The 24,080-nt window shown below is 61.7% G+C and carries 20 protein-coding genes; 12 read left to right on the top strand and 8 right to left on the bottom strand.

The annotated features are described in order from the left end of the window. The first annotated feature begins 13 nt into the window (after positions 1-13). Together PQQ95_RS23430 and PQQ95_RS23425 are read left to right on the top strand one after the other, a co-directional pair. Positions 14-691 (top strand): response regulator, encoded by a 678-nt coding sequence (locus tag PQQ95_RS23430; protein ID WP_408441242.1) that lies wholly within the window; start codon positions 14-16, stop codon positions 689-691. Beyond that, entirely contained in the window at positions 681-2,045 is a 1,365-nt protein-coding gene (locus tag PQQ95_RS23425) for a sensor histidine kinase (protein WP_408441240.1), read from the top strand. The genes PQQ95_RS23430 and PQQ95_RS23425 overlap by 11 nt, the downstream gene beginning before the upstream one ends. 124 nt (positions 2,046-2,169) lie before the next feature. Here PQQ95_RS23425 and copM read toward each other — a convergent pair whose 3' ends face one another. Together copM and PQQ95_RS23415 are read right to left on the bottom strand one after the other, a co-directional pair. Then, positions 2,170-2,568, bottom strand: coding sequence for a CopM family metallochaperone (copM, locus tag PQQ95_RS23420; RefSeq protein ID WP_408441237.1), 399 nt, complete (start codon positions 2,566-2,568; stop codon positions 2,170-2,172). 98 nt (positions 2,569-2,666) lie between these two features. Then, the gene (locus tag PQQ95_RS23415) at positions 2,667-2,864 is read right to left on the bottom strand and encodes a heavy-metal-associated domain-containing protein (protein ID WP_408441234.1); all 198 of its coding nucleotides are present in this window, start codon (positions 2,862-2,864) and stop codon (positions 2,667-2,669) included. 299 nt (positions 2,865-3,163) lie between these two features. Between PQQ95_RS23415 and PQQ95_RS23410 the strand changes: the two genes are divergently transcribed. Further along, positions 3,164-4,132 carry an O-fucosyltransferase family protein gene (locus tag PQQ95_RS23410; protein WP_408441232.1) on the top strand — a complete coding sequence of 323 codons (969 nt, stop codon included), beginning with the start codon at positions 3,164-3,166 and terminating at the stop codon, positions 4,130-4,132. A gap of 87 nt (positions 4,133-4,219) precedes the next feature. Here the strand turns inward: PQQ95_RS23410 and PQQ95_RS23405 are convergent, their stop codons facing one another. Next, positions 4,220-6,721 (bottom strand): hypothetical protein, encoded by a 2,502-nt coding sequence (locus PQQ95_RS23405; RefSeq protein ID WP_408441230.1) that lies wholly within the window; start codon positions 6,719-6,721, stop codon positions 4,220-4,222. Between the two features lie 467 nt (positions 6,722-7,188). Here PQQ95_RS23405 and PQQ95_RS23400 point away from each other — a divergent pair, with 467 nt between their 5' ends. The 4 genes from PQQ95_RS23400 to PQQ95_RS23385 all read left to right on the top strand — a co-directional run bounded on the left by PQQ95_RS23400 (position 7,189) and on the right by PQQ95_RS23385 (position 12,275). After that, complete coding sequence (locus tag PQQ95_RS23400; RefSeq protein ID WP_408441228.1) at positions 7,189-7,734, top strand: fimbrial protein; 546 nt, start codon at positions 7,189-7,191, stop codon at positions 7,732-7,734. 106 nt (positions 7,735-7,840) lie between these two features. After that, complete coding sequence (locus PQQ95_RS23395; protein WP_459251993.1) at positions 7,841-8,599, top strand: fimbrial biogenesis chaperone; 759 nt, start codon at positions 7,841-7,843, stop codon at positions 8,597-8,599. Between the two features lie 2 nt (positions 8,600-8,601). After that, a complete protein-coding gene (locus PQQ95_RS23390; RefSeq protein WP_408441223.1) occupies positions 8,602-11,238 on the top strand; it encodes a fimbria/pilus outer membrane usher protein in 2,637 nt (878 codons plus the stop codon). Then, on the top strand, positions 11,235-12,275 hold the full coding sequence (locus tag PQQ95_RS23385) for a fimbrial protein (RefSeq protein WP_408441220.1): 1,041 nt from the start codon (positions 11,235-11,237) through the stop codon (positions 12,273-12,275). The genes PQQ95_RS23390 and PQQ95_RS23385 overlap by 4 nt, the downstream gene beginning before the upstream one ends. A 45-nt stretch (positions 12,276-12,320) precedes the next feature. Here PQQ95_RS23385 and PQQ95_RS23380 read toward each other — a convergent pair whose 3' ends face one another. Continuing rightward, positions 12,321-12,944: an ABC transporter ATP-binding protein gene (locus PQQ95_RS23380; RefSeq protein WP_408441218.1), complete on the bottom strand. Its 624-nt coding sequence runs from the start codon at positions 12,942-12,944 to the stop codon at positions 12,321-12,323. 290 nt (positions 12,945-13,234) lie between these two features. On the opposite strand from PQQ95_RS23380, the gene PQQ95_RS23375 reads away from it, so the two are divergent. Then, positions 13,235-14,545 (top strand): MFS transporter, encoded by a 1,311-nt coding sequence (locus PQQ95_RS23375; protein WP_408441215.1) that lies wholly within the window; start codon positions 13,235-13,237, stop codon positions 14,543-14,545. On the opposite strand, the gene PQQ95_RS23370 is transcribed toward PQQ95_RS23375, so the two are convergent. Next, entirely contained in the window at positions 14,542-15,597 is a 1,056-nt protein-coding gene (locus PQQ95_RS23370) for an AraC family transcriptional regulator (RefSeq protein WP_408441212.1), read from the bottom strand. The two genes, PQQ95_RS23375 and PQQ95_RS23370, sit on opposite strands and share 4 nt — an antisense overlap. Before the next feature lie 790 nt (positions 15,598-16,387). Here PQQ95_RS23370 and PQQ95_RS23365 point away from each other — a divergent pair. Continuing rightward, on the top strand, positions 16,388-18,292 hold the full coding sequence (locus PQQ95_RS23365; RefSeq protein WP_408441209.1) for an AAA family ATPase: 1,905 nt from the start codon (positions 16,388-16,390) through the stop codon (positions 18,290-18,292). Between the two features lie 47 nt (positions 18,293-18,339). Here the strand turns inward: PQQ95_RS23365 and PQQ95_RS23360 are convergent, their stop codons facing one another. The 3 genes from PQQ95_RS23360 to PQQ95_RS23350 all read right to left on the bottom strand — a co-directional run bounded on the left by PQQ95_RS23360 (position 18,340) and on the right by PQQ95_RS23350 (position 20,779). Then, a complete protein-coding gene (locus PQQ95_RS23360; protein ID WP_408441371.1) occupies positions 18,340-18,519 on the bottom strand; it encodes a hypothetical protein in 180 nt (59 codons plus the stop codon). Positions 18,520-18,608: 89 nt separating this feature from the next. Beyond that, entirely contained in the window at positions 18,609-19,403 is a 795-nt protein-coding gene (locus tag PQQ95_RS23355) for a TSUP family transporter (protein ID WP_408441206.1), read from the bottom strand. A gap of 191 nt (positions 19,404-19,594) precedes the next feature. Beyond that, positions 19,595-20,779 (bottom strand): acyltransferase family protein, encoded by a 1,185-nt coding sequence (locus PQQ95_RS23350; RefSeq protein ID WP_408441203.1) that lies wholly within the window; start codon positions 20,777-20,779, stop codon positions 19,595-19,597. Positions 20,780-20,839: 60 nt separating this feature from the next. Between PQQ95_RS23350 and PQQ95_RS23345 the strand changes: the two genes are divergently transcribed. From PQQ95_RS23345 to PQQ95_RS23335, 3 genes are read left to right on the top strand one after another with little or no spacing between them, the layout of a single operon-like run. Next, on the top strand, positions 20,840-21,250 hold the full coding sequence (locus PQQ95_RS23345; protein WP_408441200.1) for a hypothetical protein: 411 nt from the start codon (positions 20,840-20,842) through the stop codon (positions 21,248-21,250). Continuing rightward, a complete protein-coding gene (locus PQQ95_RS23340) occupies positions 21,193-22,299 on the top strand; it encodes an OpgC domain-containing protein (protein WP_408441197.1) in 1,107 nt (368 codons plus the stop codon). Before PQQ95_RS23345 ends, PQQ95_RS23340 begins: the two co-directional genes overlap by 58 nt. Beyond that, entirely contained in the window at positions 22,296-23,969 is a 1,674-nt protein-coding gene (locus PQQ95_RS23335; RefSeq protein ID WP_408441194.1) for a tannase/feruloyl esterase family alpha/beta hydrolase, read from the top strand. Before PQQ95_RS23340 ends, PQQ95_RS23335 begins: the two co-directional genes overlap by 4 nt. The last annotated feature ends 111 nt before the right edge of the window (positions 23,970-24,080 follow it).

The raw sequence follows: 24,080 nt of genomic DNA, 5'->3' as shown, positions 1-24,080 counted from the left end.
GGGGATAGATACGATGAGGCTACTGCTCGTCGAAGACAATGATCAACTCGCGCACTGGCTCGCGAAAATTCTGCGCGATGACGGCTTCATGCTCGATCGCGTCAGCGACGGCGAAGCAGCCGAAAGCGCGCTGCGCGCCGTGCCGTACGACGTCGTGCTGCTCGATCTGAATCTGCCGCAACTGTCGGGCAAGAGCGTATTGCGCCGCATGCGCGAGCGTGAAGATACGACGCCCGTGTTGATCCTGACGGCAACCGGCGCCGTCGACGAGAAAGTGGTGTGCCTCGGCGCCGGTGCGGACGACTACATCGTGAAGCCATTCGATGCGCGCGAGCTGGTCGCGCGGGTGAAGGTGCTCGCGCGGCGGCAGGCGCCGTCGCGCTCGAACCGGCTCAAATGCGGCAATCTCACCTACGACATGGACCGTTGCCAGTTCGCCGTCGAGGGCGAACCGCTCACGCTGACGCCACGCGAGCACGCGGTACTCGAGGCGCTGATCCTGCGCGCGAAAAAAACCGTTGCCAAGACCATGCTCGCGGATTCGCTCAGCAACGCCGACGCGCCGACCAGCGAAGACGCCATCGAAATCTATGTGTCGCGGCTGCGCAAGAAGCTCGAGAAGAGTACCGCGACCATCATCACGCTGCGTGGCCTCGGCTATCTGCTTGAAGACGGCGCCGATGACGAATAGCCTGCGATTGAGGCTGCTGTTGTGGCTGCTGTTGCCGATGACCGTATACGTTGTCGCTGCGGGACTGATTGCACGCGACAACGCACAGCGAACGGCATGGCTGCTGCAGGACGAGGCATTGTTATCTTCTGCGCGCGTGATGGCGGGCGATATCCAATGGGAGAACGGCTATCTGCACGCGGAGATATCCCCCAGCGCGATCGAGATACTCAGCTCGCCATACGGCGACCTGGTCTATTTCAGCATTCGCGAAGTGGGCGGCGCGACTATCGCAGGGACGTCGGATTTTCCGCTGCGCGTGCCCGGCGATTCGCCCTTGTGGTACGACGCGACCGTGAGTGGACATCCGATCCGCGCGGTGTCGCTGATCCGCCCGATGTACGACGCGGGCGCGACCAGGCCGGTCGTCGTGTCGGTCGGGCGTACCCTGCTTCAACGCGATGCCACCGCCGCCGCGCTATGGCGGCCGCAGATGCTGCATTTCGCCGGCATCGTGGCGATCGCGGTGGTGCTGGTTTGCGTCGGGCTCACCTTCGAATTGCGTCCGTTGATGAGACTCGCGAACGACATGCTCGGGCGCGCGCCGAACGCGTCGTTGCGGGTGCGGGCCGATCCATTGCGCAATGAATTGCGTCCGATCGTCACCGCGTTCAATCAGTGCCTCGATATCATCGAGCGGAAAACCGCGATGCAACGGCGCTTCATTGCCGATGCGGCGCATCAGTTGAGAACGCCGCTCACGTTGCTTGGTACGCAATTGCAGTATGCACGCCGCCAGGACGATCTCGTGCAGGTGAAAGAGACGCTGGCGGCCATGCACCGCAGCAACCTCTCGCTGGTTGCGCTGACCAATCAGCTGTTGCTGCTCGCGCAGGCGGAAGCTGCGGACTATGCCGACTTCGAAGGTGCGCCGGTCGATCTGCGCGCGGTCGCGACCGGGACCATTGAGCAGCTTGCATTGCTCGCGCAGCGCCGGCAGGTTGAACTGTCGGCTGAACTCCGCGAGCCTGCCGAGGTGATGGGAAACGAGCCGCTGCTGTCCGTGCTGCTGTTCAACCTGCTCGACAATGCCATTCGCTACACGCCCGCTGGCGGACATGTCGCACTCAAGATCGATTCGACGAACGGGCGAGTCGCCCTGACCATCACGGACGAAGGACCGGGTATCGGCGCTGAGCTTCGTGAACGCGTTTTCGAACCATTCTTTCGAGCCTCCACCGAAGAGGGCAGCGGGCTTGGGTTGTCGATCGTGCGGGAGATTGCCCGTGCGCATCGGGCTGAAGTTGCATTGGGTGATGGAACGGCCGGGCGGGGCCTGGTGGTTTCGGTGGTTTTCCCGGCCGTTCGAGGGTGAGTCTACGCGAAACATTCGCGACGTGATGCCGCTCTCCACCTGCAGCGCCGGTTCGTTGCGATGCGTTGTATCGAGCTTCGAAAGCAGGCGCTAAGACTTCAGTGCGACCACGGTACCCGCGTTGTCACTTCACGCCGTGCTTTGCCTGCCAGCGTTGCATGAACGCGATCTCATCATGCTGCGCCTTGATGATGTTTCGAGCCAGGCGCTTCAACTCGGGATCCTTGCCGTATTTCAATTCGACCTGCGCCATTTCGACCGCGCCTTGATGATGCGGAATCATGTGAGCGACGAAGTCCTTGTCGGCATCGCCCGTGTAGGCCGGTGCATCCATGGCCTGCATCATTTTCTCGTCAGCGTCCTTGAACGCTTGCGTCGATGCGTTCGACCCGGCGTCCGCCGAACCGGACATGTCCATGCCAGGCATCGATGCACCCTGCTGGGCGTAGACGGGCGCCGTAGCGACAGCAAACGCGACGCCGCTGAAAAGGCAAAGGGCACGGAATGCACGAAGGTTTTTCATATTGGATTTTCGTTCGGAAAAAAGTGATAAAAGGCGACCATGATGCCCCGAACAGGGCGCCTGGATCAATCCGCCAGACATAGACTGATGCGATTTGCCTAGCCTTTGAGCGAAGGATGGAAACCCGCCGCCTCGATGGCCTCGATGAGGCGTCGCGGCGGCAAGGTCGACGTGACCGTCACGATTTTAACGGCGACATCGACGTCGAGTTCCGCCGCGGGGTCGAGGCCGGTCACTGCACGAGTAACGGCGTTGGCGCATCCGCCGCATGACATATCCGGGATTTCGAATTCCATTTCCTGCCTCCGATGAGAAATCAGAACTCGAGCGTAGACCTTCCCACGGCGGGAAGGTCAAGCCTATATGTCTGTTCTTTCATGCTGCCGTCAGCCGCGGCCCTATTGATGAAAAAATCGTCTCAGGCCGGCTGATCGCCTCCAGGGAAAACCTTACCGATCCTTTGTACGCCGGCTCACCAAGACACGCCAAACTTTACGTGGCCAACCTCTTGAGATGTTATGCTGAAGCGTCCGTTCCTTCACAGCAGACAGGTCCGTGCCATTTTAAAAAATACCTAATTAATTAGGAGCCAGGCATGTTGAGAAAGGTGGTCGATCGGGCGAAAAAGATCCGACGCAGCGAGGGGTTCAAGCATTCAGTGGCTATGCCGCGCCGGATATCGCTTCATGCTACCCAGCGTTTGAACAGGGGAATCTTTTCCATCGAGATTCAGGAGAACTCCGGTTTTTTCTCCGTGATGCAGATGGTCCTGTTTATTCTGATGTATTGCGATGAGAAATGCCTCACCCCGTGCATTAGCGCACGCGGCGGCCTGTATGGCGACGCGGAAGGAAAGCTGGACTGGTTCTCGGCTTTCTTCGAGCCCGTGCACGCCGCAGCGGGAACCACGATCACTCATAAGGTGAGAACGTCGACCGTTCGCGATCTTGTCCAGTTGGGCTTTCGTCAGCGCTATGAAGCCCGGCTTCAACTCAGAAGCGCAAGCGAACTCTTCTTCGCGCACTATCGGCTGACGGCGCATATCGTCGAAGAAGTCGACGCGATCTGCCAACAGCTCGGGCTCGGCACGTCGACTCTCGGCGCGCATTTTAGAGGGACTGACAAGACGCAGGAAGCCGTGCCGGTTTCATGGGGAAGCTTCTGCCGGCAGGTGGAATCCACACTTGTGGAAAACCCGCACTTGAGCACGATTTTCATATCGAGCGACGAACAGGCGTTTATCGATTTCTTTGTCGCGTGGCCATTCAACAAGCCGGTCCGGGTCGCACCGGCGAAATACCTTGCCTGTGGCAGCACCCCCGTTCACTTCAGCGGCTACCCGGGACTCGAAATAGGCCGCGAGGCATTGGTTTCCAGCCTGCTTCTGGCCCATTGCGGGTTTCTCGTGAAGACGCCGTCCTATCTGTCCGCATGGTCGAAGATATTCAATCCCTCTCTTCCGGTGAAGCTCGTCTCGCCTCCGCGCCCGGATGCATTCTGGTTTCCCGATAGCCAGCTCTGGCTCGAACAGGCTGCGCACGACAAAGCGGCTCAAGCGGCATAAGCCGCACAAGCTGCTTACGTGGCGGCCCCGATGCTGATTCTGTTCGCTTACCTCGCGTATTGTCGGCGTGAATTCGACACCGCATGATCATTGCCCCGTATAACCCACGGGCGCTGTGTACTTGCCCTGAATCGCATTCGCGTTCGCCAGCACAACATAAATCGGCGACTCCGTCAGCGTGAGATTCACGACGCCGTTCGTGTAGCTCACCTGGCTGACATTGCCCATCATGTCGATGACGCTCACGGTGCCGCTCGTGCCGGTCGAATTCACGGTCAATGCATAGCTGGTGCTATAGGTCGAACTGTAGGTACCCGACGACGTCGGCCAGTTCGAATTGTTGTGCGTCCAAAGCGCCGCGATCACTGCGCCGGCGTTGAGTTGCTGGAATGCGTAGCCATACACCATCGAAGGAAGCCCGTTGAGACGCCCGAGCGTTTGCGTGCCGTCCAGGACACGCGTTAGTGCGGCGAAGGCGAGGGCTTGTGGTTTGGGGCTTAGATTCGTCGCGCCGTATTGCCCCTGTGGATCGGCGAGATCGAAGAACGTGCCGATGCCCACGTCAACGGGATAATCCGCGCCGTAGAAGAAGTACGTGACCTGGGCACCTTCGCCGAGAATGATCAGGTGCGCGCGCAATGCGACTGCGGCTTGCCCGTACAACTGGTTGGCCGGTGGATAGCTCGGCCCATAAGCGGCGCCGGAGTCGTAGGTGATGCCGAGTTCGGTCACCCACAAGCGCATGTTCGGCTTGAGCGTTTGCATCTGCGAACGCAACGACCTCATCTGCTGATCGAGGGCATTCGCGACATTCGCGGGATTCGGATCGGTATCGTATTGTTCGGGCGGATGCGCCGCGAACGTGCCGGCGTTGTAATAGCCATGCGTCGTCACACCGTCGATGTAATTGCCGAGCCCTAGCGATGCGTAGGTGGCGAGATATCCCTGCGTACATTGCGTCGAGCAGTTGGCGGGAAAGACATTGGTTGTGCCCATCACGACCGCGTTGGGATCAGTCGAATGCAAACCTTTATAGACGGCCGCGTACATTGCGACGAAATTCGCGGTCGAATCGACCCATTGGGGCTCCCACGTCACCTGGTAGTAGTTGTATTGCTGATTGGGAAAATACTGCTGACGGATCGCCGCGCTGTCGGTGCCCACACGCGCCATGTAGTTCTGGTAGTAGGTTTCGTTTGACGGTGCGTTGGTGTCGTCCTGGAACGCGCCGGTCGGACTCGCCCACGCGGGAATGCCGTCCAGCCTGATGAGCCGCATGATCTTGCCGTTCGTGTAGAACGGATCGAGATCCGATAGGGCAGGCGTCCACGTATTCGCAGCGTTGGGCTCCATGGCGGACAGTTCACGGTCGTCGATCGTTTGGGAGATGCCGAGCGCTGTGAGCATCGGGCCATTGTCGTTGAAGCCCTGCATGCCGAAGCGGTGCTGCTCCTGGTGCGCATAGCTGACTGACGGTATCGTGCCGGACAGGTTCGGCAGGATGCCGAACGTGGCGATGCCGGTTGGACGCGTGCCGAATTGCGGCAGCGTGCCGCCTGCGTGCGACAGCGTCGCTGTGATCGCGAAGTAACCCGCCGCGCTGCTCTGGCACGACAGCGTGCTGGTCCGCGTTCCGCTCGCAACGGCGAACGAACCGCTGCCCTTGATGTTGCCCAGTTGATCCTGCATCGACCAGACGACGGTGTCCGCCGATTTCGCCGCGGTGACGAACGATACCTGGAAGCTGCTGCCCTGATTGAACAGGCGCGTGCCGTTGCTGCTCGGTGTATCGGAGACGATCAGGCCATTGGCGGTGCCGCCGGCCGTTGTCGTCGGTGCTGCGCAGGCGATGGAAGATGTCGGTGTTGGTGTTGGTGTTGGTGTTGGTGTTGGTGTTGGTGTTGGTGTTGGTGTTGGTGTTGGTGTTGGTGTTGGTGTTGGTGTTGGTGTTGGCGTTGGCGTTGGCGTTGGAGTCGGAGTCGGAGTCGGAGTCGGCGTAGGCGTAGGCGTAGGCGTCGGAGTAGGCGTCGGCGCAGGCGTAGGTGTCTTCGGAATCCAGCAGAACTTCGAAACGCCGAACGCCGGGTCGGTGCCAAAAGCCGTATTGCTGCAAGTCACGCCATTAGTGAAAACTTCGCTCACGTTATTCGCAGTCGTGCTCGCGCCATAGAGCACGGTCATTTTTCCGCTGAACGAACAGCGCGCGTTTTCGACAGCGCATTGCGTCCACGCACCACCGGGACTGGGCGTCGGAGCCGGAGCAGGCGTTGGAGTGGGAGTTGGCGTGGGCGTGGGCCCCGAGGTGCTTTTGTACCAGCAGCTCTTCCCATACCCAAACGCGGGATCCGTACTCGACACCGCTCCCGTCGAGCACTGCACCCCGCCGGTGAACGGGCCATTGATATCGTATTGAAGCGTAGGCGAAGTGGCGCCGTAGACGACGTTCGCCGTGCCGGTGAACGAACAGAATTGACCTTCGGCGGCACAGTACGTGTACGTTGTTCCGCTGATCGTGAGCGAGCTTTGCGCATGAGCCGCGCCAACCAACATGCCGCCCACGGGCGCAAGCATCAGAAGCGCGCGTTTCATTCCGGACTCCGCGAATAGATGTCGTCAGAGATGCCCGCGCGTCAATTGAGTGCGTCGAGCAGTCGAGGCGTGATCACTGCTGGGGAACGAAGACAACGAGCTTTAGTTAAGTCGATTTGACGGCCCAGGAACGGACAACAAAAAGCTCTTTCCAGCAAAATCGACTTGCACGGACCCGATAACCGTAGATTTTTCTCAATTCACCTCTATTCGTATGAATAAAGCAGGTAGCGCACGCACGCTTTCCGATGGCGAAACACGCGCGCAAGTCGCTTTTACTTGCAGAAAAGTTCGTTTTGACACTGCTTCAAACTTCCCCCCTCGCGATTGACACTGCTTGACTGTCCCGTTCGGGTGTCGTCCCGATAATTGCCCCCAGTGCGGTCGGTTTGAGTGCAACGCCATTGCTGAACCTGCCACACACACGGTCTTTCAATACGACGTATTACTCATCAATGGGGATAACCATGAAATTCACGCGCTTGGGCGTTCTCGCTACGGCCATTGCCGCAGCAGCCGCCATGCCGGCCATTTCGCAGGCCGCGGACGGCACCATCACATTCACGGGTCAGATCACCAGCCAGACCTGCACGATCAGCGGTAACGGCGGCGGCAAGAACTTTACCGTCACGCTGCCGACCGTCTCGACCTCGGCGCTCGCCACGGCCGGCACGACCGCGGGCCGCACGCCGTTCAACATCGCACTGTCGAACTGCACGCCGAATTCGGGCAACGTGTCGACTTATTTCGAACCGGGCGCCACGGTCGATACGACCACCGGACAACTGATCAATGCCTCGGGTACGGCGACCAACGTCGAAATCGGCCTGCTCAACGGCGACAGCAGCGTCATCACGCTGGGCGCCGCTCAGGCCTCGCAGAACTCGAAGGCCGTCGCGTTGGCAAGCGGTGCGGCCACGCTCAAGTACTTCGCGCAATACGTGGCAACCAATGGCGCGTCGACGGCGGGTACGGTTAATACGACCGTCATGTACTCGATCGTCTACCAGTAAAGCAGGACGCTACGGGGCGGTGGCCGGCGCCCGCGAGAGGCGCCGGCTGTCGAGGAGATCAGAGCGAACCACGAGTTCGCCACGCAATCAGGATAACGAAATGGCAATGCGAAAGAAATTATCAAAGGCGATGACGGTTTTCGCATTGTCATGGTTGGTGAGCAGCGCGCATGCGGGTGTCGTGATCAGCGGCACGCGCGTGATCTATCAGGCACAAGAGCGTGAAGTCACCGTCAAGCTCAGTAACGAAGGTGACGCACCGGCGCTGGTTCAGGTGTGGCTCGACACGGGCAATCCGAACGCGATGCCGGACGAATCGAAGGTGCCGTTCACCTTGACGCCGCCGCTTTTTCGCCTCGATCCGAAGAAAGGGCAGAGCCTGCGTCTGATCTACACGCAGGAACCCTTGCCGCAAGACAAGGAGTCCCTGTTCTGGCTCAACGTGCTTGAAGTGCCGCCGCGCGCGGCCGCCAGCGCCACAGCGGACGATCCGAATTCGCTGCAACTGGCGTTCCGTTCGCGCATCAAGCTGTTCTTCCGCCCGGCGGGGCTGCCGGGCAATGCGGACGAAGCCGCCGCGAAAGTCAGCTGGAAATTCGTGCGCAAGGACAACGGCGCCTACGCGCTCGAGGCGACCAATCCCACGCCTTATCACGTGACGTTCAGCAAGATCGTCGCCAGTGAGAGCACGACGAGCTGGACCAGCGACAAGGGCGGCATGGTCGACCCCGGCGCGAGCGCGGACTTCGACATTGGCAACGTTGCGCCGCTCGCAGCCGTACCGGCGCAAGTCGACTACACGTTCATCAACGACTACGGCGCCGGCGTCCCCGGCAAAACGCTGCGTGACGGGACGCGCAAGTAATCATGCGCACCCGGGAATACTCTTCGCGGCCGCGCGCCGGAAACTGGTTCGCGCTCAGGCGCAGCCATGCCGTGATGCTCGGCGCACTGGCCGCCTGGGGCGCGCCGCCCGCATTCGCCGACACCACGACGCTTGCTGGCGTACAGTTCAACAGCGAGTTTCTGATGAAACCGAAAGGCCAAAGCGTCGACGTGTCGCGTTTCGAGCGAGGCAATCCGGTGCAGCCCGGCGAGTACACCGTCGATCTCTACGTGAACGGAAACTGGGTCGGCCACGACACGCTGCGTTTCGTGGCACGGGAAGGCGCGGGGAACGCCGTGCCGTGTTTCAGCAAGGCGCTGATCGAGCGCCTCGGTCTGGACTTTTCGGCGCTGTCGGACAGGGGCCGAGGCGAACTCGCGAAAGCTCAGGCGGGTGAGTGCGCGAACGTTGCCGATCTCGTCGACGGTGCCTCGCAATCCTTCGACCTGTCCGATCTGCGGCTCGATCTGAGCATCCCGCAGGCAGCGTTGCTGCGCAATCCGCAAGGCTATGTCAGCCCCGAGTTCTGGGACGAAGGCGTGACTTCGGCCACCTTGGGTTACAACCTGAATTCATTTCGCGTGACGGGTTCGGGTTCCGCGGGGTCGTCAAATACGCAGACCTATCTCGGCCTGAATAGCGGCATCAACGTCGGCAGCTGGCACTTCCGGCAGAATTCCGCGCTGACGTGGCAATCGAATGGACCACGCACGTATCAGAATATCGCGACCTACGTGCAGCACGATCTGCCGTCGATTCGCAGCCAGCTGACGCTCGGTGATGCCTTTACCGATGGCGCGGTGTTCGACAGCATCGGCATTCGCGGTGTTGAACTCGCGAGCGACGACCGCATGTTGCCGGACTCGCTGCGCGGCTATGCGCCGCTGATTCGCGGCGTGGCAATGACCAACGCGCGCGTGAGCGTCACGCAGAACGGCAACAAGCTGTACGAGACGACGGTCGCGCCGGGCGCCTTCGAGATCAACGATCTGTACGCCACTGGTTACGGCGGCAACCTGCTTGTCACGGTCACGGAAGCCGACGGCAGTCAGCACAGTTTCTCGGTGCCCTATGCGTCGGTCGCACAATTGCTGCGTCCGGGCATCACGCGCTTCAATGTTGCCGCGGGGCAGCTTCGCGATGCACAGGTCAATCAGCACGACAATCTCCTTCAGGGGACGGTGCAGCACGGCTTTAACAACGTCATCACGGGCTACGCAGGGACGATCGTCGCCGAAGGCTATCTGGCGGGGCTGCTCGGCGCGGCGGTCAACACGCCGCTGGGCGCGGTCGCGTTGGACGTGACCGAGGCGCGGGCCAACATTCGCGGCGTGACCAACACCACCGGCCAGAGCGTGCGAATCAGCTACAGCAAGCTGGTGCCGGCCACCGACACGAACTTCACCGTTGCCGCCTATCGTTATTCGTCGAGCGGTTTCTGGGCGTTGCGCGACGCCATGCTGGCGCGCAGCGCGGTTGCCGGAGGGCAGGATCCGAGCGCGGTCGACCGTCAGCGCAATCAGGTCCAACTGACGATGAACCAGACCTTCGGCAATGGCTGGGGCAATGCCTATGTGGTCGGCTCGACGCTCGATTACTGGAATCGCGGCGGCACCACCACGCAATTCCAGATCGGCTACAACAACGTGTTGCGCGCGCTCGGCACCAACTTCAGCTACAACGTGTCGCTGTCGAGGCAGCGCGACGGCCTGACTGGACAGATGAACAATCAGCTTTTCGCGAGTGTCTCGATTCCGCTCGGCACCGGCCAGCATGCGCCGACCTTGTCGACCAGCTTCACGCACAACAGTCAGAGCGGTTCGTCCGAGCAGGCAATGCTGAACGGCTCGGCCGGCGTGGATAACGAATTCACCTATGGCGTGACGGCAAACCATGCGCCGGGCTCGAGCGCTGGCGGCGTGAACGGCCAGTACCGCAGCCCGTACGCGACGCTGGCGGCGAGCGCAAGCGGTGGCTCCGGCTACTCGCAAGTGTCGGCGGGGGTGACCGGCGCAATCGTCGCGCATCCGGGCGGCGTGACCTTCGCCAACGATCTGGGCGACACGATCGGCGTGGTGGAGGCGAAAGACGCGAAGGGCGCCCGCATCACCAATTCGTCCGGCGTGCGTATCGACAACTTTGGCTACGCGGTGATTCCGTATCTGACGCCGTACAGCCTGAACACGGTCGAAATCGATCCAAAGGGAATCCCGCTCGACGTCGAATTCAAGTCGACCAGCCAGCAGATCGCGCCGCGTGCGAACTCGGTGGTGATGATTCACTTCGGCACGGTGACCGGCAGGGCGGCGGTGATCTCGGCTCGCTTGCCGAACGGCGCACCGTTGCCATTCGGCGCGACCGTGTACGACGCGAAGGGGCAGAGCGTCGGCGCGATCGGCCAGAACAGCCGGATCTTCGTGCGCGGCGTGGCCGATGAAGGGGCGCTTACGGTGAAGTGGGGCGATGCGGCAGACGAACAGTGTGCCTTTGGTTATCACTTGCCGCCCAAGGGCGAAGATCGCGGCGCGTATGCGCATATCGATGCCGTGTGTGGCGCGGCGGCCGGCGTGGCGAAAGAAACAGCGGCAGCTTCGTCCGCTGGAGGAAATGCGCAATGAAGATGTTTCTCTCGTTCAGAGACGTGCAAAGATGCTTCGGCATCCTGATGCTATTCGCCGTGGGCTGCGCTGGCCTGATCGCCAGCGCGCCCGCTCACGCAGCGCTGCAATGCACGATTACCGGTTCGGCGGCGATCAGCTTCGGCACGCTCACCGTGCCGCGCGATACGCCGGTCGGCACGGCAATTGGGCCGGTGCAATCGTCGACCGTTTCGGTCAACTGCCCCTCGAATCCCGGCACGGTGCCGCCGTACAACAACGGCTGGTATATCCAGTACTACCCGCAACTGACGAGCAGTGCAGTAGCGGGCGTGTGGAATACCGGCATCGCAGGGATCGGCATCAAGGTCGTGGACGTCACCTACGGCAACACGACCTTGTCCACACTGGCAGTCGGCAAGTGGGGCGATTTCGGCGCACCGATCACGACGACGGCGGCGTTCCAGGGGAGTTTCACGTTCACCTATCAACTGGTCAAAACGGCCGCACAGGTGACAACAGGCGGCGCGGTGAACATTCCGCAGTTGTTCACGCTGGTCAGCCACAATATTCCCGCGAATATAACGTCGCCGACGCTGGTGACGATCTCGGTCAACAACACGTCGATTGTCGCCACCACGTGCACGGTGACGACACCGTCGGTGAACGTCACGCTGCCTACCGTCAATGCCAGCGCATTGAGCCCCGTCGGCACGACGGTCGGCAACACGAATCTCAGCATCGGACTATCGTGCCAGGCCGGCGCGAATGTCTACGTGACGCTGACCGATGCGACCACGCCCGGCAATACGACCAGCAATCTGACGCTGGCGAGCGGCTCGACCGCGACGGGTGTCGCGTTGCGCGTGCTCAATAGCGGTGGAACGGCAGTCAGCTACGGGCCGGATTCTGCGGTGCCGGGCAATCGGAACCAATGGCTGGTCGGTGCATCGTCGAGCACGACCCGCATCCCGTTGACCGCGCAGTACATCTCGACCGGGACGGTGGGGCCCGGCACGGTGAAGGGCCTGGCCACTTTCACGATGAGCTATCAATGAGACCTGAGAGGACGGCGTGTCGACTCGCCGACGCGCGGAAACGCGCTAGCCGCGCGCACCCAGGTCCGAAAAATCAATGGTTCTCGCCTCGCATGCCTGCGTAAAAGCCGTGTCGTAGCTCGAGAAAAAAACCGTGCGAGTTTCGGCCAGTGTTTTAAACAGGTCGACCAGAACCCCTCGCGCCGGGGCGTCGAGCCCGCCGACCGGTTCATCCGCGATCACGACTTTCGTCTGGCCGAGTACGGCCCCTGTCAGAAAGATTTTCTTGCGCGTGCCAAACGACATCTGCTCAAAGCGCTTGTCGAGATGCGGTTCGAGTCCGAAACGATGAGCCAGATCGAGCGTGTGGCTGTCGACGCTGGTCTTTCTCTCCGCTGCCACACGCGCCAGATACGCGCGACCGGTCTGCTCCGGATACGTCATGCAGTCTTCGGGCACGTACGTGAGGACGGATTTCGCCTCGTGCGGCGCGGTGCGTAGCGAATGGCCGCCGAGCCATACCTCGCCGGCGTCGGGTTCGATCGTGCCGGCGAGGATGCCCAGCAACGTCGATTTGCCGCTGCCGGATTCATCGTCGAGCGCCACGCATCCTCCCGCCGTATCGTAATGCAGCCCCTGAAAGATGATGCGGTCGCTATAGCGTTTGCTGAGGTTTTCGAATCGAAGCATGACGGGCGGAGTGTTTCAGTCGAAGAAGGTGCCGCGCGGCGCTCACACTGATTGCGGTTGGCACGACGCCGGGCGGCGAGGATTCTTCGGGAGGTTGGCGGTTCGCAAGTGTAGCAGTGCGCTCAGATGCTTTCGCGGCATCCGGTAATGGCACCGCCCGCTTGCGAGGTAAGCGAAGCGACATCTGCGTGTACGGTGTAAAGTTGCGTCTTTTTGTGCCGCAAAAAAGCTTCACCGCGATTCCGCCCCTCTCCTGAATACCTCGACGCTTCCTCCGTCGGCCGCAATCCATGCAAACTGCTGCCCACAAAGCGGCCCAACCGTCCCGCGCCGAACTCAGGCGTATCGTCACGGCAATTGTTATCGGCAATGGCTTCGTGGCGTACGACTTTACCGTCTACAGCTTTTCCGCCGTCATCATCGGTCATCTGTTTTTTCCATCGAGCAATCCTGCGTCGTCGCTGCTGCTCTCGCTCGCCACCTTCGGCGCGGGCTTCGTGATGCGCCCGCTCGGCGCGATCATGATCGGCCACATCGCCGACAGCCGTGGCCGCAAAGCGGGCCTCACGGTATCGCTCGCGCTGATGACCCTTGGCACGTGGCTGATCGCGTGCCTGCCGGGCTATGCGTCGATCGGTCCTGCCGCGACGGTGTTGATGGTGCTCGCGCGCCTGATGCAGGGGCTCGCCGCAGGAGGCGAGATCGGGCCGGCGTCGGCCTCGCTGATGGAGTCGGTTGCCTATCGGCACCGCTGTTTTATGGTGAGCTGGCGTGGCGCGAGCCAGGGCGCAGCCGCTTTCGCCGCCGCGCTGGTCGGAGCGGGCACGACGGCGCTGCTGTCGCCCGCCGACATGCATGACTGGGGATGGCGCGTTCCGTTCGTGCTGGGCGGGCTGATCGGACCGGTCGGCTGGTACCTGCGTCGCCGCATGCCGGTGGCCGCGCCGTTGCCGCGTACACGGCTCAGTCCAAAGCGCATGCTCATGGAGCACCCGCGTCCCTTCGTCTGCGGTCTCCTGATGATGGCGGCGCCGTCGGTGGGCATCTACCTCACCGTTTTCTATATGCCGGCCTACCTGGTTCGTACGCTGCATCGGCCGGCGGTAATCAGCCTCCTGACGGCCTGCCTGTCAGGCCTCGTGATTCTGGTGGTGACGCCGCTGGTGGCCATGGCGGCCGACCGTTTCGCGAGCCGCAAGACGTTGCAGTACGCCGCGCTCGTGGCGTCGCTGGCGGCCGCGTGGCCGGCATTCTGGGCGTTGGGCCACGGCGTGGGCGACGTCGCCGCGCTTGCCATTATCACGGCGTACGTCGCGCTTGCGGTCAACAATGCCGGCCCGAGTTCGGTGCTGATGATGGAGGCGTTTCCGGTGCATCGGCGCGCGGCGGGACTCGCGATGATTTACAGCTTCGGCGTCGTGCTGTTCGGCGGTTTTTCGCCGTTCCTGGTGACGTGGCTGATCAACCGGACGGGTGACCCGATGGTCCCGGCGTGGTATCTGATAGCCGCGACCCTGCTTACGCTTGCTGCGTTGTGGGCATTTCCCGAGACTAAAGCGCCGGATGCGTACCCTGCCGATGCTTCGCAGCCGCCGGCTTAAACGCTGCCCCAGCGCTCCCTTGCGCCGCGATGCTGCAAATCCAGGGCGCGCGCCCGCATGTCCTGCGGGCTCATGTCGAAGGCGCGGCGAAACGCGCGGGTGAAATCGGACGCGCTCTGGAAGCCGAGTCCAAAGGCGATTTCCGTCACCTGAAGATGGGGGAAACGAACGAGTTCGTCCGCCGCTTCCCGCAAGCGGCGATTGCGGATGTAGGCGCCGAGGCCGCCCTCATGTTCGAACCAGCGATAGATGGTGGCGCGTTTCAGTTGCAAAGCCTGAACCACGCTGGTCGGTGTGAGGTCGCCCTGGTGAAGATTGGCTTCGACGTAGCGCTTTACCTGGCCTATTACGGCGGCCTGCATCGCCGCCCGGCTCGCGCCCGTCAGTCGCGTCTCCTTGCGGAACGCGGCGATCAGCAGTTGGGCGCCGGCATGTAATGCTTCCGCCGCGCTGGCCGGGTCGAGTCTGGGGATCTCCCGGGCCACGGCCGCAAGGTGGTCCAGCACGAGGCCGGTCAGCGGCGCACCCTGCTGGACGACGCGGCCGTGAATCGCCGTGGCGTCGTGCAATTCCTCGTCGACGATCGCAGCGGGTACGAACAGGCTCAGAAGCCGGCATTCGGGCCGTTCGGCCCGAAACGGCTGATTCAGGTCGAACGCGACGACACCTCGCACCGAGCCCGGCGCGCTGCGTTTTTTGCGCATGCCCGTCACGTGGCCGACTTCGCCTTCCAGGAACAGTTGAAACACGTAATCGCGCCGCGAGTCTGTGGAAACCCGCGCGACCGATCGTTCCAGCAGCACCGCATCCGTGCTGCAGTCCGTAAACACCATGCCGCCCACTGCGTAAAGATCGATCTCGCCGCGAAATCCGCCGGCGATCTGCTCCTTCGACGGCGGCACGTCGACCACATGCCCCACACGCTGGCGCCAGGCCAGAAATTGTTCGTCGGCTGCGAGCGCATGCGTGCTGAAGCGGTTCATGGAAATGGCGGAGCGCGATTCGGCTGCGGCTGCAGCAGCCAGGTGGGGCGGCAAGGTGCGCTGATTCATGGATCGGTTGCTGCGAACGAGCGGTGTGGTTCTGGCGGGTAGCAGCGCTAACCCGATATTTAACACACCGTCGTCCAATATTGAGACGGATGGTAAAGCCTAACAAAAAACCTGCTGTATCGTCGGATGATTAGATGCAGATCGGTTTCATCGCGGCGCCATAAATGCGTTTATAACAGGCCCCGCGCGGGAAACGAACTGCATGTAGAGTGCGCGCCGATCGGCATTCCGGCGCAAAAGTTGCGAGGATCGGGGGTAGTGCGGGAGAGCAGACCGGTGCCACAAGGTACCGGCAATAAAAAAAGAAGGACCTGAGAGTGCGGTAATGACGCGGACGGCCCTAAAGAGGTCCGCCGGTCAGCTGTGAAACCGTTGGGCGCCTTGCCCAGCGGATGTTTGGCGGTGTCACTACAGGCACCGCCGGACTTGGCCGAGCAACCGGCAGGGGATTGCCACGCAAGTGTTGTCCCCGCCGGGCGCCCGCTCGGTTCACCTCTTGAATCACCCTTTACGTCAGCTGCTAGCCGCCAGCGTGCCTGGAAAGGCGTCTCTAATATTCCACGATTTACAGCAATATTGACCGCTTTTAATAGGGCTCGGTTACTTTCAGGTATGCAGAATACGCAGTGAATATAGCGCTGATAAACTGTGCGCCGGAACACTAGGTCATCGCCTTCCAGGCATCGATCGCTCCCCAAATTCGACGATATCCATCGTCCGACTACCCATCGCCACCATCTGAATCTGATCAGTACAGGGGCCCCCTTTGGCCTGTTTTTGGAAGTAACTCATGAAGCCGGGAAAGAACTCGCTTGGAAAAAGACGCGCACGCAAGATCGCCATTGGGGTCGGTGCCGTACTCATCGCCGTATTGCTTGGACTGGGCGGCTGGCTTTACCAGCAGCGCGACGCGCAGACAACGCCGGCGCTGACCGGCATCGCGAATCAGATGCGTCACGATCCCTCGGCGTGGACCCGTGAAGAGAAAGACGCGTCGCAAATGTTGCGTGATATTCACGACGCCAACGTGGCCGCGATCGGCGTGAGTCCCAACGCGATTCTGGTGTCGAAGCGCGACGGCGCGAAATACTTCGTCACCGACCATAACGCGACGTTCTCGCATGCTCTGCTGCTCGGCGAACCCACAGCGGGCCAGGCCGCGCCCTATCAGCTCGTTTGGCTGCCCGACGCCGACATTCGCACCGGCGCAGCGCGCTGGGTGCCGGTGTTCGACCAGGTGCGCGATGCGATCAGCGTGCTGTTGCCGCTGCTGCTGATCGGCGGCATGGTGTGGTTCATGCGCCGCGAGATGCGAGGCGGCGCGTCGCTTCTCGGCAAGACGCCCGCGATCGGTTTCGACGATGTGATCGGTGCGGGTGAAGCGAAGGCGGCGCTGGCGGACATCCGCAGCTATCTGTCCGATCCGAAGCAGTTCACGTCGATGGGCGTGCGCGCCCCGTGCGGCATTCTGATGGTCGGCGGCCCGGGTGTCGGCAAGACACGGCTCGCCCAGGCGCTCGCCGGCGAATGCGGCGCGAACTTCATTTCGATCACCGGCAGCTACTTCAGTGCGAAGTACTACGGCGTCGGCATTCAGAAGGTCAAACACCTGTTCGAACTCGCGCGCAAGAATGCGCCCACGGTCATCTTCATCGACGAAGCCGACGGTCTTGCCAAACGCACGGATACCGGCGGCGGTCCCGTCGAAGCCGAGAGCAATCGCATCATCAACCAGCTGCTGGCGGAAATGGATGGCTTCGCTTCCAATGAAGGCGTCATCATCGTCGCGGCCACCAACCATCCCGACAATCTGGACGAGGCGTTGCGCCGGCCGGGCCGTTTCGATCGCACGGTGCAGGTCCGTTTGCCCGACCGCGAAGACCGCGCGAAAATTTTCCGCTTCTATGCGGAGAAGCTGAAATCGAAGGCCGCCGACATCGACTACGACCAACTCGCTCGCCTGACCACCGGCTTGTCTCCGGCAACGGTCGCGATGGTCGTGAATCAGGCGGGGCTGGTCGCGCGCAAAGCCGGCGAGACGGAAATCGCCTCGAAGCATTTCATGGAGGCGATCAAGATTGCGCGTATCGGCGACGTGAGCGGCGCCGAACGGGCACTGAGCGAAGACGAACGCACGCGTATCGCAGTGCACGAAGCGGGGCACGGTCTCGTCGCCGCGGTGCTCGGCACCGGCGTGCTGGAAGAGGTCACGATCTTGCCGCGTGGCGGCGCATTGGGTGTCGCGCTCATCACGAAGGCGCAGGACAAGCACCTTTACCGCGAAACCGAGATTCGCAACGAAATTCAGGTTCTGCTCGGCGGCCGCAATGCCGAAATTCTGATGTTTTCCGAAGCATCGAGTGGCGCCGCGTCGGATCTGCAGGAAGCGTCGCGTATCAGCCTCGACATGGTGTCGAAGTTCGGTTTCAACCGCGATGGCGATCTGTTCAGCCTCGCGGCGCTGCCGTCGCAGTACGCCGGCCTGCAAATGAAGAGCGCCATCGAGCACGCCAACGTGCTGCTCAAGGAGTTGAACGAACTGTGCTATGGGCTGCTGCACACTTACGAGCCCGTGCTGCGTGCCATTGCCGACGAACTGCTCGAGCGGGAGACAGTTCCTGGCGTTGTGGTGTACCGGCTGATCCGGGAGCACAAGAGCGCGCTGAAGATTGTTCACGAGCCGGCTGCTGCCTGATCCGCTTTTTCCCACATCGATAGCACGCCCGAGGTTAGGCCGCTGGTTCAGGTCTTTTCTTCGGGCGCCGGGGGTTCGCCTTTTTGCGGCAGCGGCTGATCGAGACCCGGTTCGGCCGGTGTGGGGATGGCATCGCCAATAGGCTTGGAGACCTCGTTAGGCGGGCTGCCCGGGTCTTCATCCGGACTGTTTTCGTGCTCGTTCGGGGGATTGGGCAGGTTAGCCACGGTGGTTCTCCGGTCAATTGCTATGAGCAACGAGCAGCAATGCGCGTTCCACCTCAGGTTCGCTTACTTGGTAAGCGTAGCCCCTAACCCTACAAAACCCCGGATTTCCAAACCATTTGCGCAGCGGCCACCAGAACGAACACCAGAACCAGAGCGCGAAACGCGCCCGGCGGCAGCCTGTCTCTAAGCGGCCGTACCAATAGGATGCCGATGATCACCGGCACACTTGCGCAGGCCGAAATGGCCAGATCGCTCCAACTGGCATGCGCACCGCCGCTAAACGCGGCCACCAGCGTGATAATCGAAACCACCAGAATAATCGCGATCTGCTTCGTAAAGGCTTTGCCGGTAGCGCCCGTGGCGATCAGATACATTGCCAGCAAAGGCCCCGGCACCGAAGCGATGCTTTCCATCACGGCCGCACCGAATCCCAACACGAAGCCCGCCGGCTTGGCCCATGCCGGTGACAGCGTAAGCCGCGGCGAAAGCAGCAGGAGCAGCGCCGCGACGATCAGCAATATGCCCGCGGCAGCCTGCGCGCGATGAGGCGCCAGCGAGATCAATACGCTCACGCCGACGATATTGCCGATCACCGTACCGATCAATGGCGCGGCAATGCGCCGGACCGTCGGCAGCATGTCGCCGCCTTCCAGCGCCTGGGGAATATTGCCGAGAATGATCGGCATCGACAGCAAGAGAACGGCCTCCTTGATCGGCATGAACTGGCTGAGAATCGGCATGGCCACCAGCGGCACGCCGATACTCACCACGCCCTTGACCATCCCGCCCAGCAATAGCGCCGCAACAATGCCGAGCAGTGCGTAAAGGCTGAGCGTCTGGAGGCTCGCGCCAAGCACGCCGTTGGCGAAATCGAAATGAAACATTCTTGAAGTCCGCGAGCCAACCGCGCGGACCAGGTGGACTGGCGTTTGCGCGGGCAGTGGCTTGTTTTTATCGTTCGGTCTGTTCAGTACCCGCGTGTCGCGTAAGGGTCGAAGCAGCCGGCTAAGTGAGGCCGCATGATACCGCGCCCTTACTCAAGCCGCATGAAAGCAGAACGTAATGACCGGTTCCTTCAAACGGCATCTGAAGCGGTGCTTTTATCTCTCAGTGCGCGCGCTTTGCGAGCGGCAAAGGTGGCCGGCGTTTGGGTAGCCGTGGCAGTCGCGGGGTCCGCCGGTGCGCGCCGCGTTTTCAAGCGAAGAATCGGTGCTTCGATCAGCCGCCAGGACAGCACGGCCATCGTCAGTGAAATCAGGAACGACGCGACAATCCCCGCGACGTGCGCCCACAGCGGCACGATGCCCCCGAAGAATGCGGTGGCGTGGTGGTTGCGGGTCAGATCGGGAATCAGATTGTGATAGAGATAAAAGCCGTAGCTGATACGCCCGAAGTTCATCAGCCAGCCGGTTTCAAGCAGTCCGATCACGGCCGCGTTGCGGCAGCACGCAATTGAACACACCAGCGCCGCGATGCAGAGGCCATACAAGGCGCTGACCGTCGTGAAAGCAAGTGAACTGTCCAACCGACTCCATACGGGCTCAGTCGCACAGAACCCGACAAGGCAAACGCTCAACACGAATAGCGTCGCGCCATGCCCGAGCATGACCCGCAAGCGGCGCTCTTTCCCGGCGATCATCAAGCCGCCCATTCCGCCCAACGCCAGCAGCCAGAAGTTGGTCAACGGATGCGTGTAGATCGTGATGTCCTGCCACTGTGCCGCACGCATCGCCAGCAGCGAAACCAGTCCAACCGCGACGATCGCGAGGCACACCGCGCGATGCCACCGTACCGCGACCAGCAGCAATAGCGGCGCGAACACGAGATAAAACTGCTCCTCGATCGCGAGACTCCAGAGATGCGAGTAACGCCCGGGCCAGTAATGCAGCACGCAGCCGATCCAGACGTTCGACAGATAAGCGAAATGAAACGGCATGCCGCCGGCCAGTTCGGGATTCCCCATCCCAAACGCCATGAGTACGCACATCACCACCAGCATCAGGTAGTAAATCGGAAAAATGCGCAGGGTGCGGCGAAACAGAAAGCGCTTCAGTTCTGCACCGAACCGGCTGCCGTTTCTCTCGATGCGCATGCGTTGCGCGGACAGAATGCCGATGATCAGAAAGCCGCTCAGCGCGAAGAAGATCCACACGCCGAGGTGGCCAATTTCGCCGATGTCGCCGAACAGGCGATGCTGGAAAAAGACCATCAGGACTGCGATCGCTCGCAATCCGTCGAAGCCTGCAATCCTGTTGTTCATGCGCGAAGGCGGCGCGCAGGGCGCTGCCGTTCAGGACGATAGGGGAAGGACCGGAGTTGCATGAATCCATCCTACGATGAAAAAAAGCGAAAAAAATCACGCATCGCAATCGGCGATTTTTTTCAGTGCCCTTTACCGATCGTGTTGGCGCTGGACGTATTAAATGCCGCAAATCCTGCAGCAAGACTTTCCACTAGCCTGGGTGTGACCACTCAGTATTACTGCATGCCGACATCTGATTTTCAGATTGCTGGCACGTCGAGTGGATTTAAAGGGCGGTTGTCAGCGCGCGCGGATGCAGCGCACGGCACCGGTGGGAACGTTTTATTCTCATGGAGTTCCTACAGGGAACATCTGTGTATGACCGCTTTTCGCGGCCCATTGCACACACACGCCATCTTGCGAGAACCTGAATGGACACCCGCCGCGGACGCTCGATCGAAGTGGATTTCTTCCGTGGCGTGGTGCTGATCGTCATCGTGCTGGACCATATTCCCGGTAGCACGCTGTCGCATCTGATGTTGCACGCGTATGCGTTGTGCGACTCGGCGGAAGTGTTCGTATTCCTCGGCGGCTATGCGTCAGCGGCAGCGTATACGGCGGTACTTGCGGGCCGCGGCGAGCGTGCCGCGACGATGCGTTTTGTCCGGCGCTGCGGGGAGATCTATCGCGCCTATCTATTGACGGCCGTATTGACGCTACTATCCGGCGCCGCGCTCGCACTATTGCATCTGAACCAGCCGATGGTCGACCTGACCGGCTGGCAGCCGTTCGCGGTTCAGCCGTTGCGCGAAGCGTTCGATATTGCCGTGCTGCGGCGCCAGCCGTATCTGTCGAGCGTGCTGCCCATGTATGTGATCTTTGCGCTATGCGTACCGTTCGTGGTGCCGCTTGCGCGCCGCTCTTCGCTCGCCGCGCTGGGTTTGAGCGTGACGATCTGGGCGTTCGCCCGGCCGCTGGCCGAGCTATTCAGTATTGACGATGTGGCCGACTGGGCTTTTAATCCGTTTGCATGGCAACTGATGTTCGTACTCGGCATTCTGTGCCGGATGCAACCCATCAGCGAGCGCTTTCACGCCGCCCGCACGGCGCGCTGGTTCACACGCGCCGCGGTCGTCGCGGTGCTGGCGTTCGCCATGGTCAAACTCTTTGTGCTGACGCAGCCGCTGCCCGGTGTGCTCAAGCAGAATCTTTCCGTGGAACGCGTGATCAACTTTATCGTCATTGCCTGGCTTGCCGCGCGCTTCGTGCGTATGGGCAGCATTGCGTGGCTCGCAGAGCGGTTGCCTGCGGTGGTGACGGTCGGCCGTACCGGGCTCGTGTGTTTCGTCGCCGGGACGCTGGTGTCGTTGATCGTCGATACGGCGACGCCGCATACGTTCCATGGTTTTCGCGGTACGCTGGTCGGACTCGGAGGCGATCTGGTCGCCATCGGCGCGGTGCTGATGATCGCGCGCGGCTGGCATGACTGGAAAGGGCCGCGGTCACGCACGGCTGCCAAGCACGCGGGTTACGGATGAGAGCGCGTGTGCGCCATGTGCTTTTCATACGGCGGTCACGCACTGTCGTCACGGTTGCCGGCGTAGTGCTAGGGCTAATGAGCGTCCCGGCGGCATGGGCCGCGCCCAGGGAAGAGCCGCTCGCCATGCATTGCGCGGAATTTGCCGGCGCAGTGTTGCCCGCTGAACTGATCGCGCTGCCCACAGCCGGCGTGCAGATCGAAAGCGCGGTGATGGTGGCGGCCACGGCGCCCGGCAATCAGCAAGGCGGCGAATATTGCCGCATTACCGGCCGCATCAAGGCGCTCAAGACCAGCACACCCGATATCCGTTTCGACCTGAATCTGCCGCGCCGCTGGAACGGCCGCGCGTTGCAGATCGGCGGCGGGGGCTATAACGGCGTGGTGGTGAGCGGGACGGGCGTCATGCCGTTCTCTCCGGATCGCGCGCCGCTCGCGCAAGGCTATGCGACCTTCGGCGACGACTCGGGGCATGTGGGCGATTCGTCGCTCGCGGTGTTTGGCCTCGTGGATGAAGCGGTGACCAATTTCGGCTACGCGCATCTGAAGAAAACGCACGACGCCGCCCTCGCTCTCATCGCCCGCGCTTACGGCCGGCCGCCGCAACGGATGTATTTCGCCGGTGGCTCGACAGGCGGCCGTGAAGGCTACACGGTGATGCAGCGCTATCCCGACGACTACGACGGCGTGATCGCCAACTCGCCCGCGCTCAATTTCACCGGCGTGCGTTTGATGGGGGTGAAGCTCGGTGAGGCGGAATACGGGACGCCTGGCGGTTTCGTCCCACCGCTCCTGCTCGAGCACGTGTATCAACGCACGCTCGCGGTGTGCGACCGGCTCGATGGCGCGGCGGACGGTATCGTTAGCGATATCGGCGGGTGCCGGGAGCATGAAGGGGAGATCATCGCCTCGTTGCGCTGCGCCGGACGCGTACCCACGCACGACGAGTGTCTCACCGACGCGCAACTTGCCACCTTGCTGGCGATGCGCGACGGTCTGTCGTTGCCCTACAGGCTGGCGTGGAACGTCAGCGGCTATCACGGCTACAACGTCTTTCAGGGCACGCATCTGACCGGCATGCTCGGGCTGGGACATCAAGCCGGGCGTTTGCCGGCGCCCACCTTCTTCGCCAATGGCTACCTGTTCGCGCAGGGCGACGGCTACCTCCGCTATTTCGTGACGCGCGACGCGGCGTTCGACTCGCTGAGGTTCGACCCGCAGCACCCCGGCAAATATCGCGGACAGCTCATCGCGTTGTCAGAGACGATTGGCGCGATGAACCCCGACCTTGCGCGCTACATTGCGCGCGGCGGCAAGCTGATCACGCTGCAAGGCCTCGCCGATGAAGTCATCAGCCCGAACGAGACGATTGCTTATTACGACGCGCTGATCGATCGCTTCGGTTTCGACCAGGTCAACGCGTTCATGCGGCTCTACATGGTGCCGGGTTTTCAACACGGCAGCGGCGTATTCATCGCATCGGTGGATCTGCTGGGTGCGCTCGACAATTGGGTCACACGCGGCATTGCGCCCGAAACCCTGACCGCCACGGACATCGCGGCCGCGACCAATGGACGCTCGCGGCCATTGTGCCGTTACCCGCTGTTTCCCCGTTATAGCGGTAAGGGCAATGTGAATCTCGCCAGCAGTTTCACGTGCGCCGAACCGTGACCTGACGCGGCAGCGCTTGCAAAGACCTCGACCGGTGTAGAAAGACTGACACACCGCGCGGCAGGCCTCGCTCCAGCCCGGCGGCCTCATCGGAATCTCGGAGTTGTGGTG

It is taken from the genome of Paraburkholderia caffeinilytica, assembly GCF_046030355.1.
GTDB classification, from domain to species: domain Bacteria; phylum Pseudomonadota; class Gammaproteobacteria; order Burkholderiales; family Burkholderiaceae; genus Paraburkholderia; species Paraburkholderia caffeinilytica_B.
This window is presented reverse-complemented; position numbering and strand designations above follow the sequence as displayed.

Excerpts from the sequence above, each read along its gene's own strand:
- copM (WP_408441237.1), bottom strand. The coding sequence starts at position 2,568 with ATGAAAAACCTTCGTGCATTCCGTGCCCTTTGCCTTTTCAGCGGCGTC.
- PQQ95_RS23380 (WP_408441218.1), bottom strand. The coding sequence starts at position 12,944 with ATGCTTCGATTCGAAAACCTCAGCAAACGCTATAGCGACCGCATCATC.
- PQQ95_RS23405 (WP_408441230.1), bottom strand. The coding sequence starts at position 6,721 with ATGAAACGCGCGCTTCTGATGCTTGCGCCCGTGGGCGGCATGTTGGTT.
- PQQ95_RS23335 (WP_408441194.1), top strand. The coding sequence starts at position 22,296 with ATGAGAGCGCGTGTGCGCCATGTGCTTTTCATACGGCGGTCACGCACT.
- PQQ95_RS23390 (WP_408441223.1), top strand. The coding sequence starts at position 8,602 with ATGCGCACCCGGGAATACTCTTCGCGGCCGCGCGCCGGAAACTGGTTC.
- PQQ95_RS23425 (WP_408441240.1), top strand. The coding sequence starts at position 681 with ATGACGAATAGCCTGCGATTGAGGCTGCTGTTGTGGCTGCTGTTGCCG.
- PQQ95_RS23350 (WP_408441203.1), bottom strand. The coding sequence starts at position 20,779 with ATGAACAACAGGATTGCAGGCTTCGACGGATTGCGAGCGATCGCAGTC.
- PQQ95_RS23345 (WP_408441200.1), top strand. The coding sequence starts at position 20,840 with ATGAATCCATCCTACGATGAAAAAAAGCGAAAAAAATCACGCATCGCA.
- PQQ95_RS23340 (WP_408441197.1), top strand. The coding sequence starts at position 21,193 with ATGGACACCCGCCGCGGACGCTCGATCGAAGTGGATTTCTTCCGTGGC.
- PQQ95_RS23410 (WP_408441232.1), top strand. The coding sequence starts at position 3,164 with ATGTTGAGAAAGGTGGTCGATCGGGCGAAAAAGATCCGACGCAGCGAG.
- PQQ95_RS23365 (WP_408441209.1), top strand. The coding sequence starts at position 16,388 with ATGAAGCCGGGAAAGAACTCGCTTGGAAAAAGACGCGCACGCAAGATC.
- PQQ95_RS23375 (WP_408441215.1), top strand. The coding sequence starts at position 13,235 with ATGCAAACTGCTGCCCACAAAGCGGCCCAACCGTCCCGCGCCGAACTC.
- PQQ95_RS23355 (WP_408441206.1), bottom strand. The coding sequence starts at position 19,403 with ATGTTTCATTTCGATTTCGCCAACGGCGTGCTTGGCGCGAGCCTCCAG.
- PQQ95_RS23430 (WP_408441242.1), top strand. The coding sequence starts at position 14 with ATGAGGCTACTGCTCGTCGAAGACAATGATCAACTCGCGCACTGGCTC.
- PQQ95_RS23400 (WP_408441228.1), top strand. The coding sequence starts at position 7,189 with ATGAAATTCACGCGCTTGGGCGTTCTCGCTACGGCCATTGCCGCAGCA.
- PQQ95_RS23395 (WP_459251993.1), top strand. The coding sequence starts at position 7,841 with ATGCGAAAGAAATTATCAAAGGCGATGACGGTTTTCGCATTGTCATGG.
- PQQ95_RS23385 (WP_408441220.1), top strand. The coding sequence starts at position 11,235 with ATGAAGATGTTTCTCTCGTTCAGAGACGTGCAAAGATGCTTCGGCATC.
- PQQ95_RS23370 (WP_408441212.1), bottom strand. The coding sequence starts at position 15,597 with ATGAATCAGCGCACCTTGCCGCCCCACCTGGCTGCTGCAGCCGCAGCC.
- PQQ95_RS23415 (WP_408441234.1), bottom strand. The coding sequence starts at position 2,864 with ATGGAATTCGAAATCCCGGATATGTCATGCGGCGGATGCGCCAACGCC.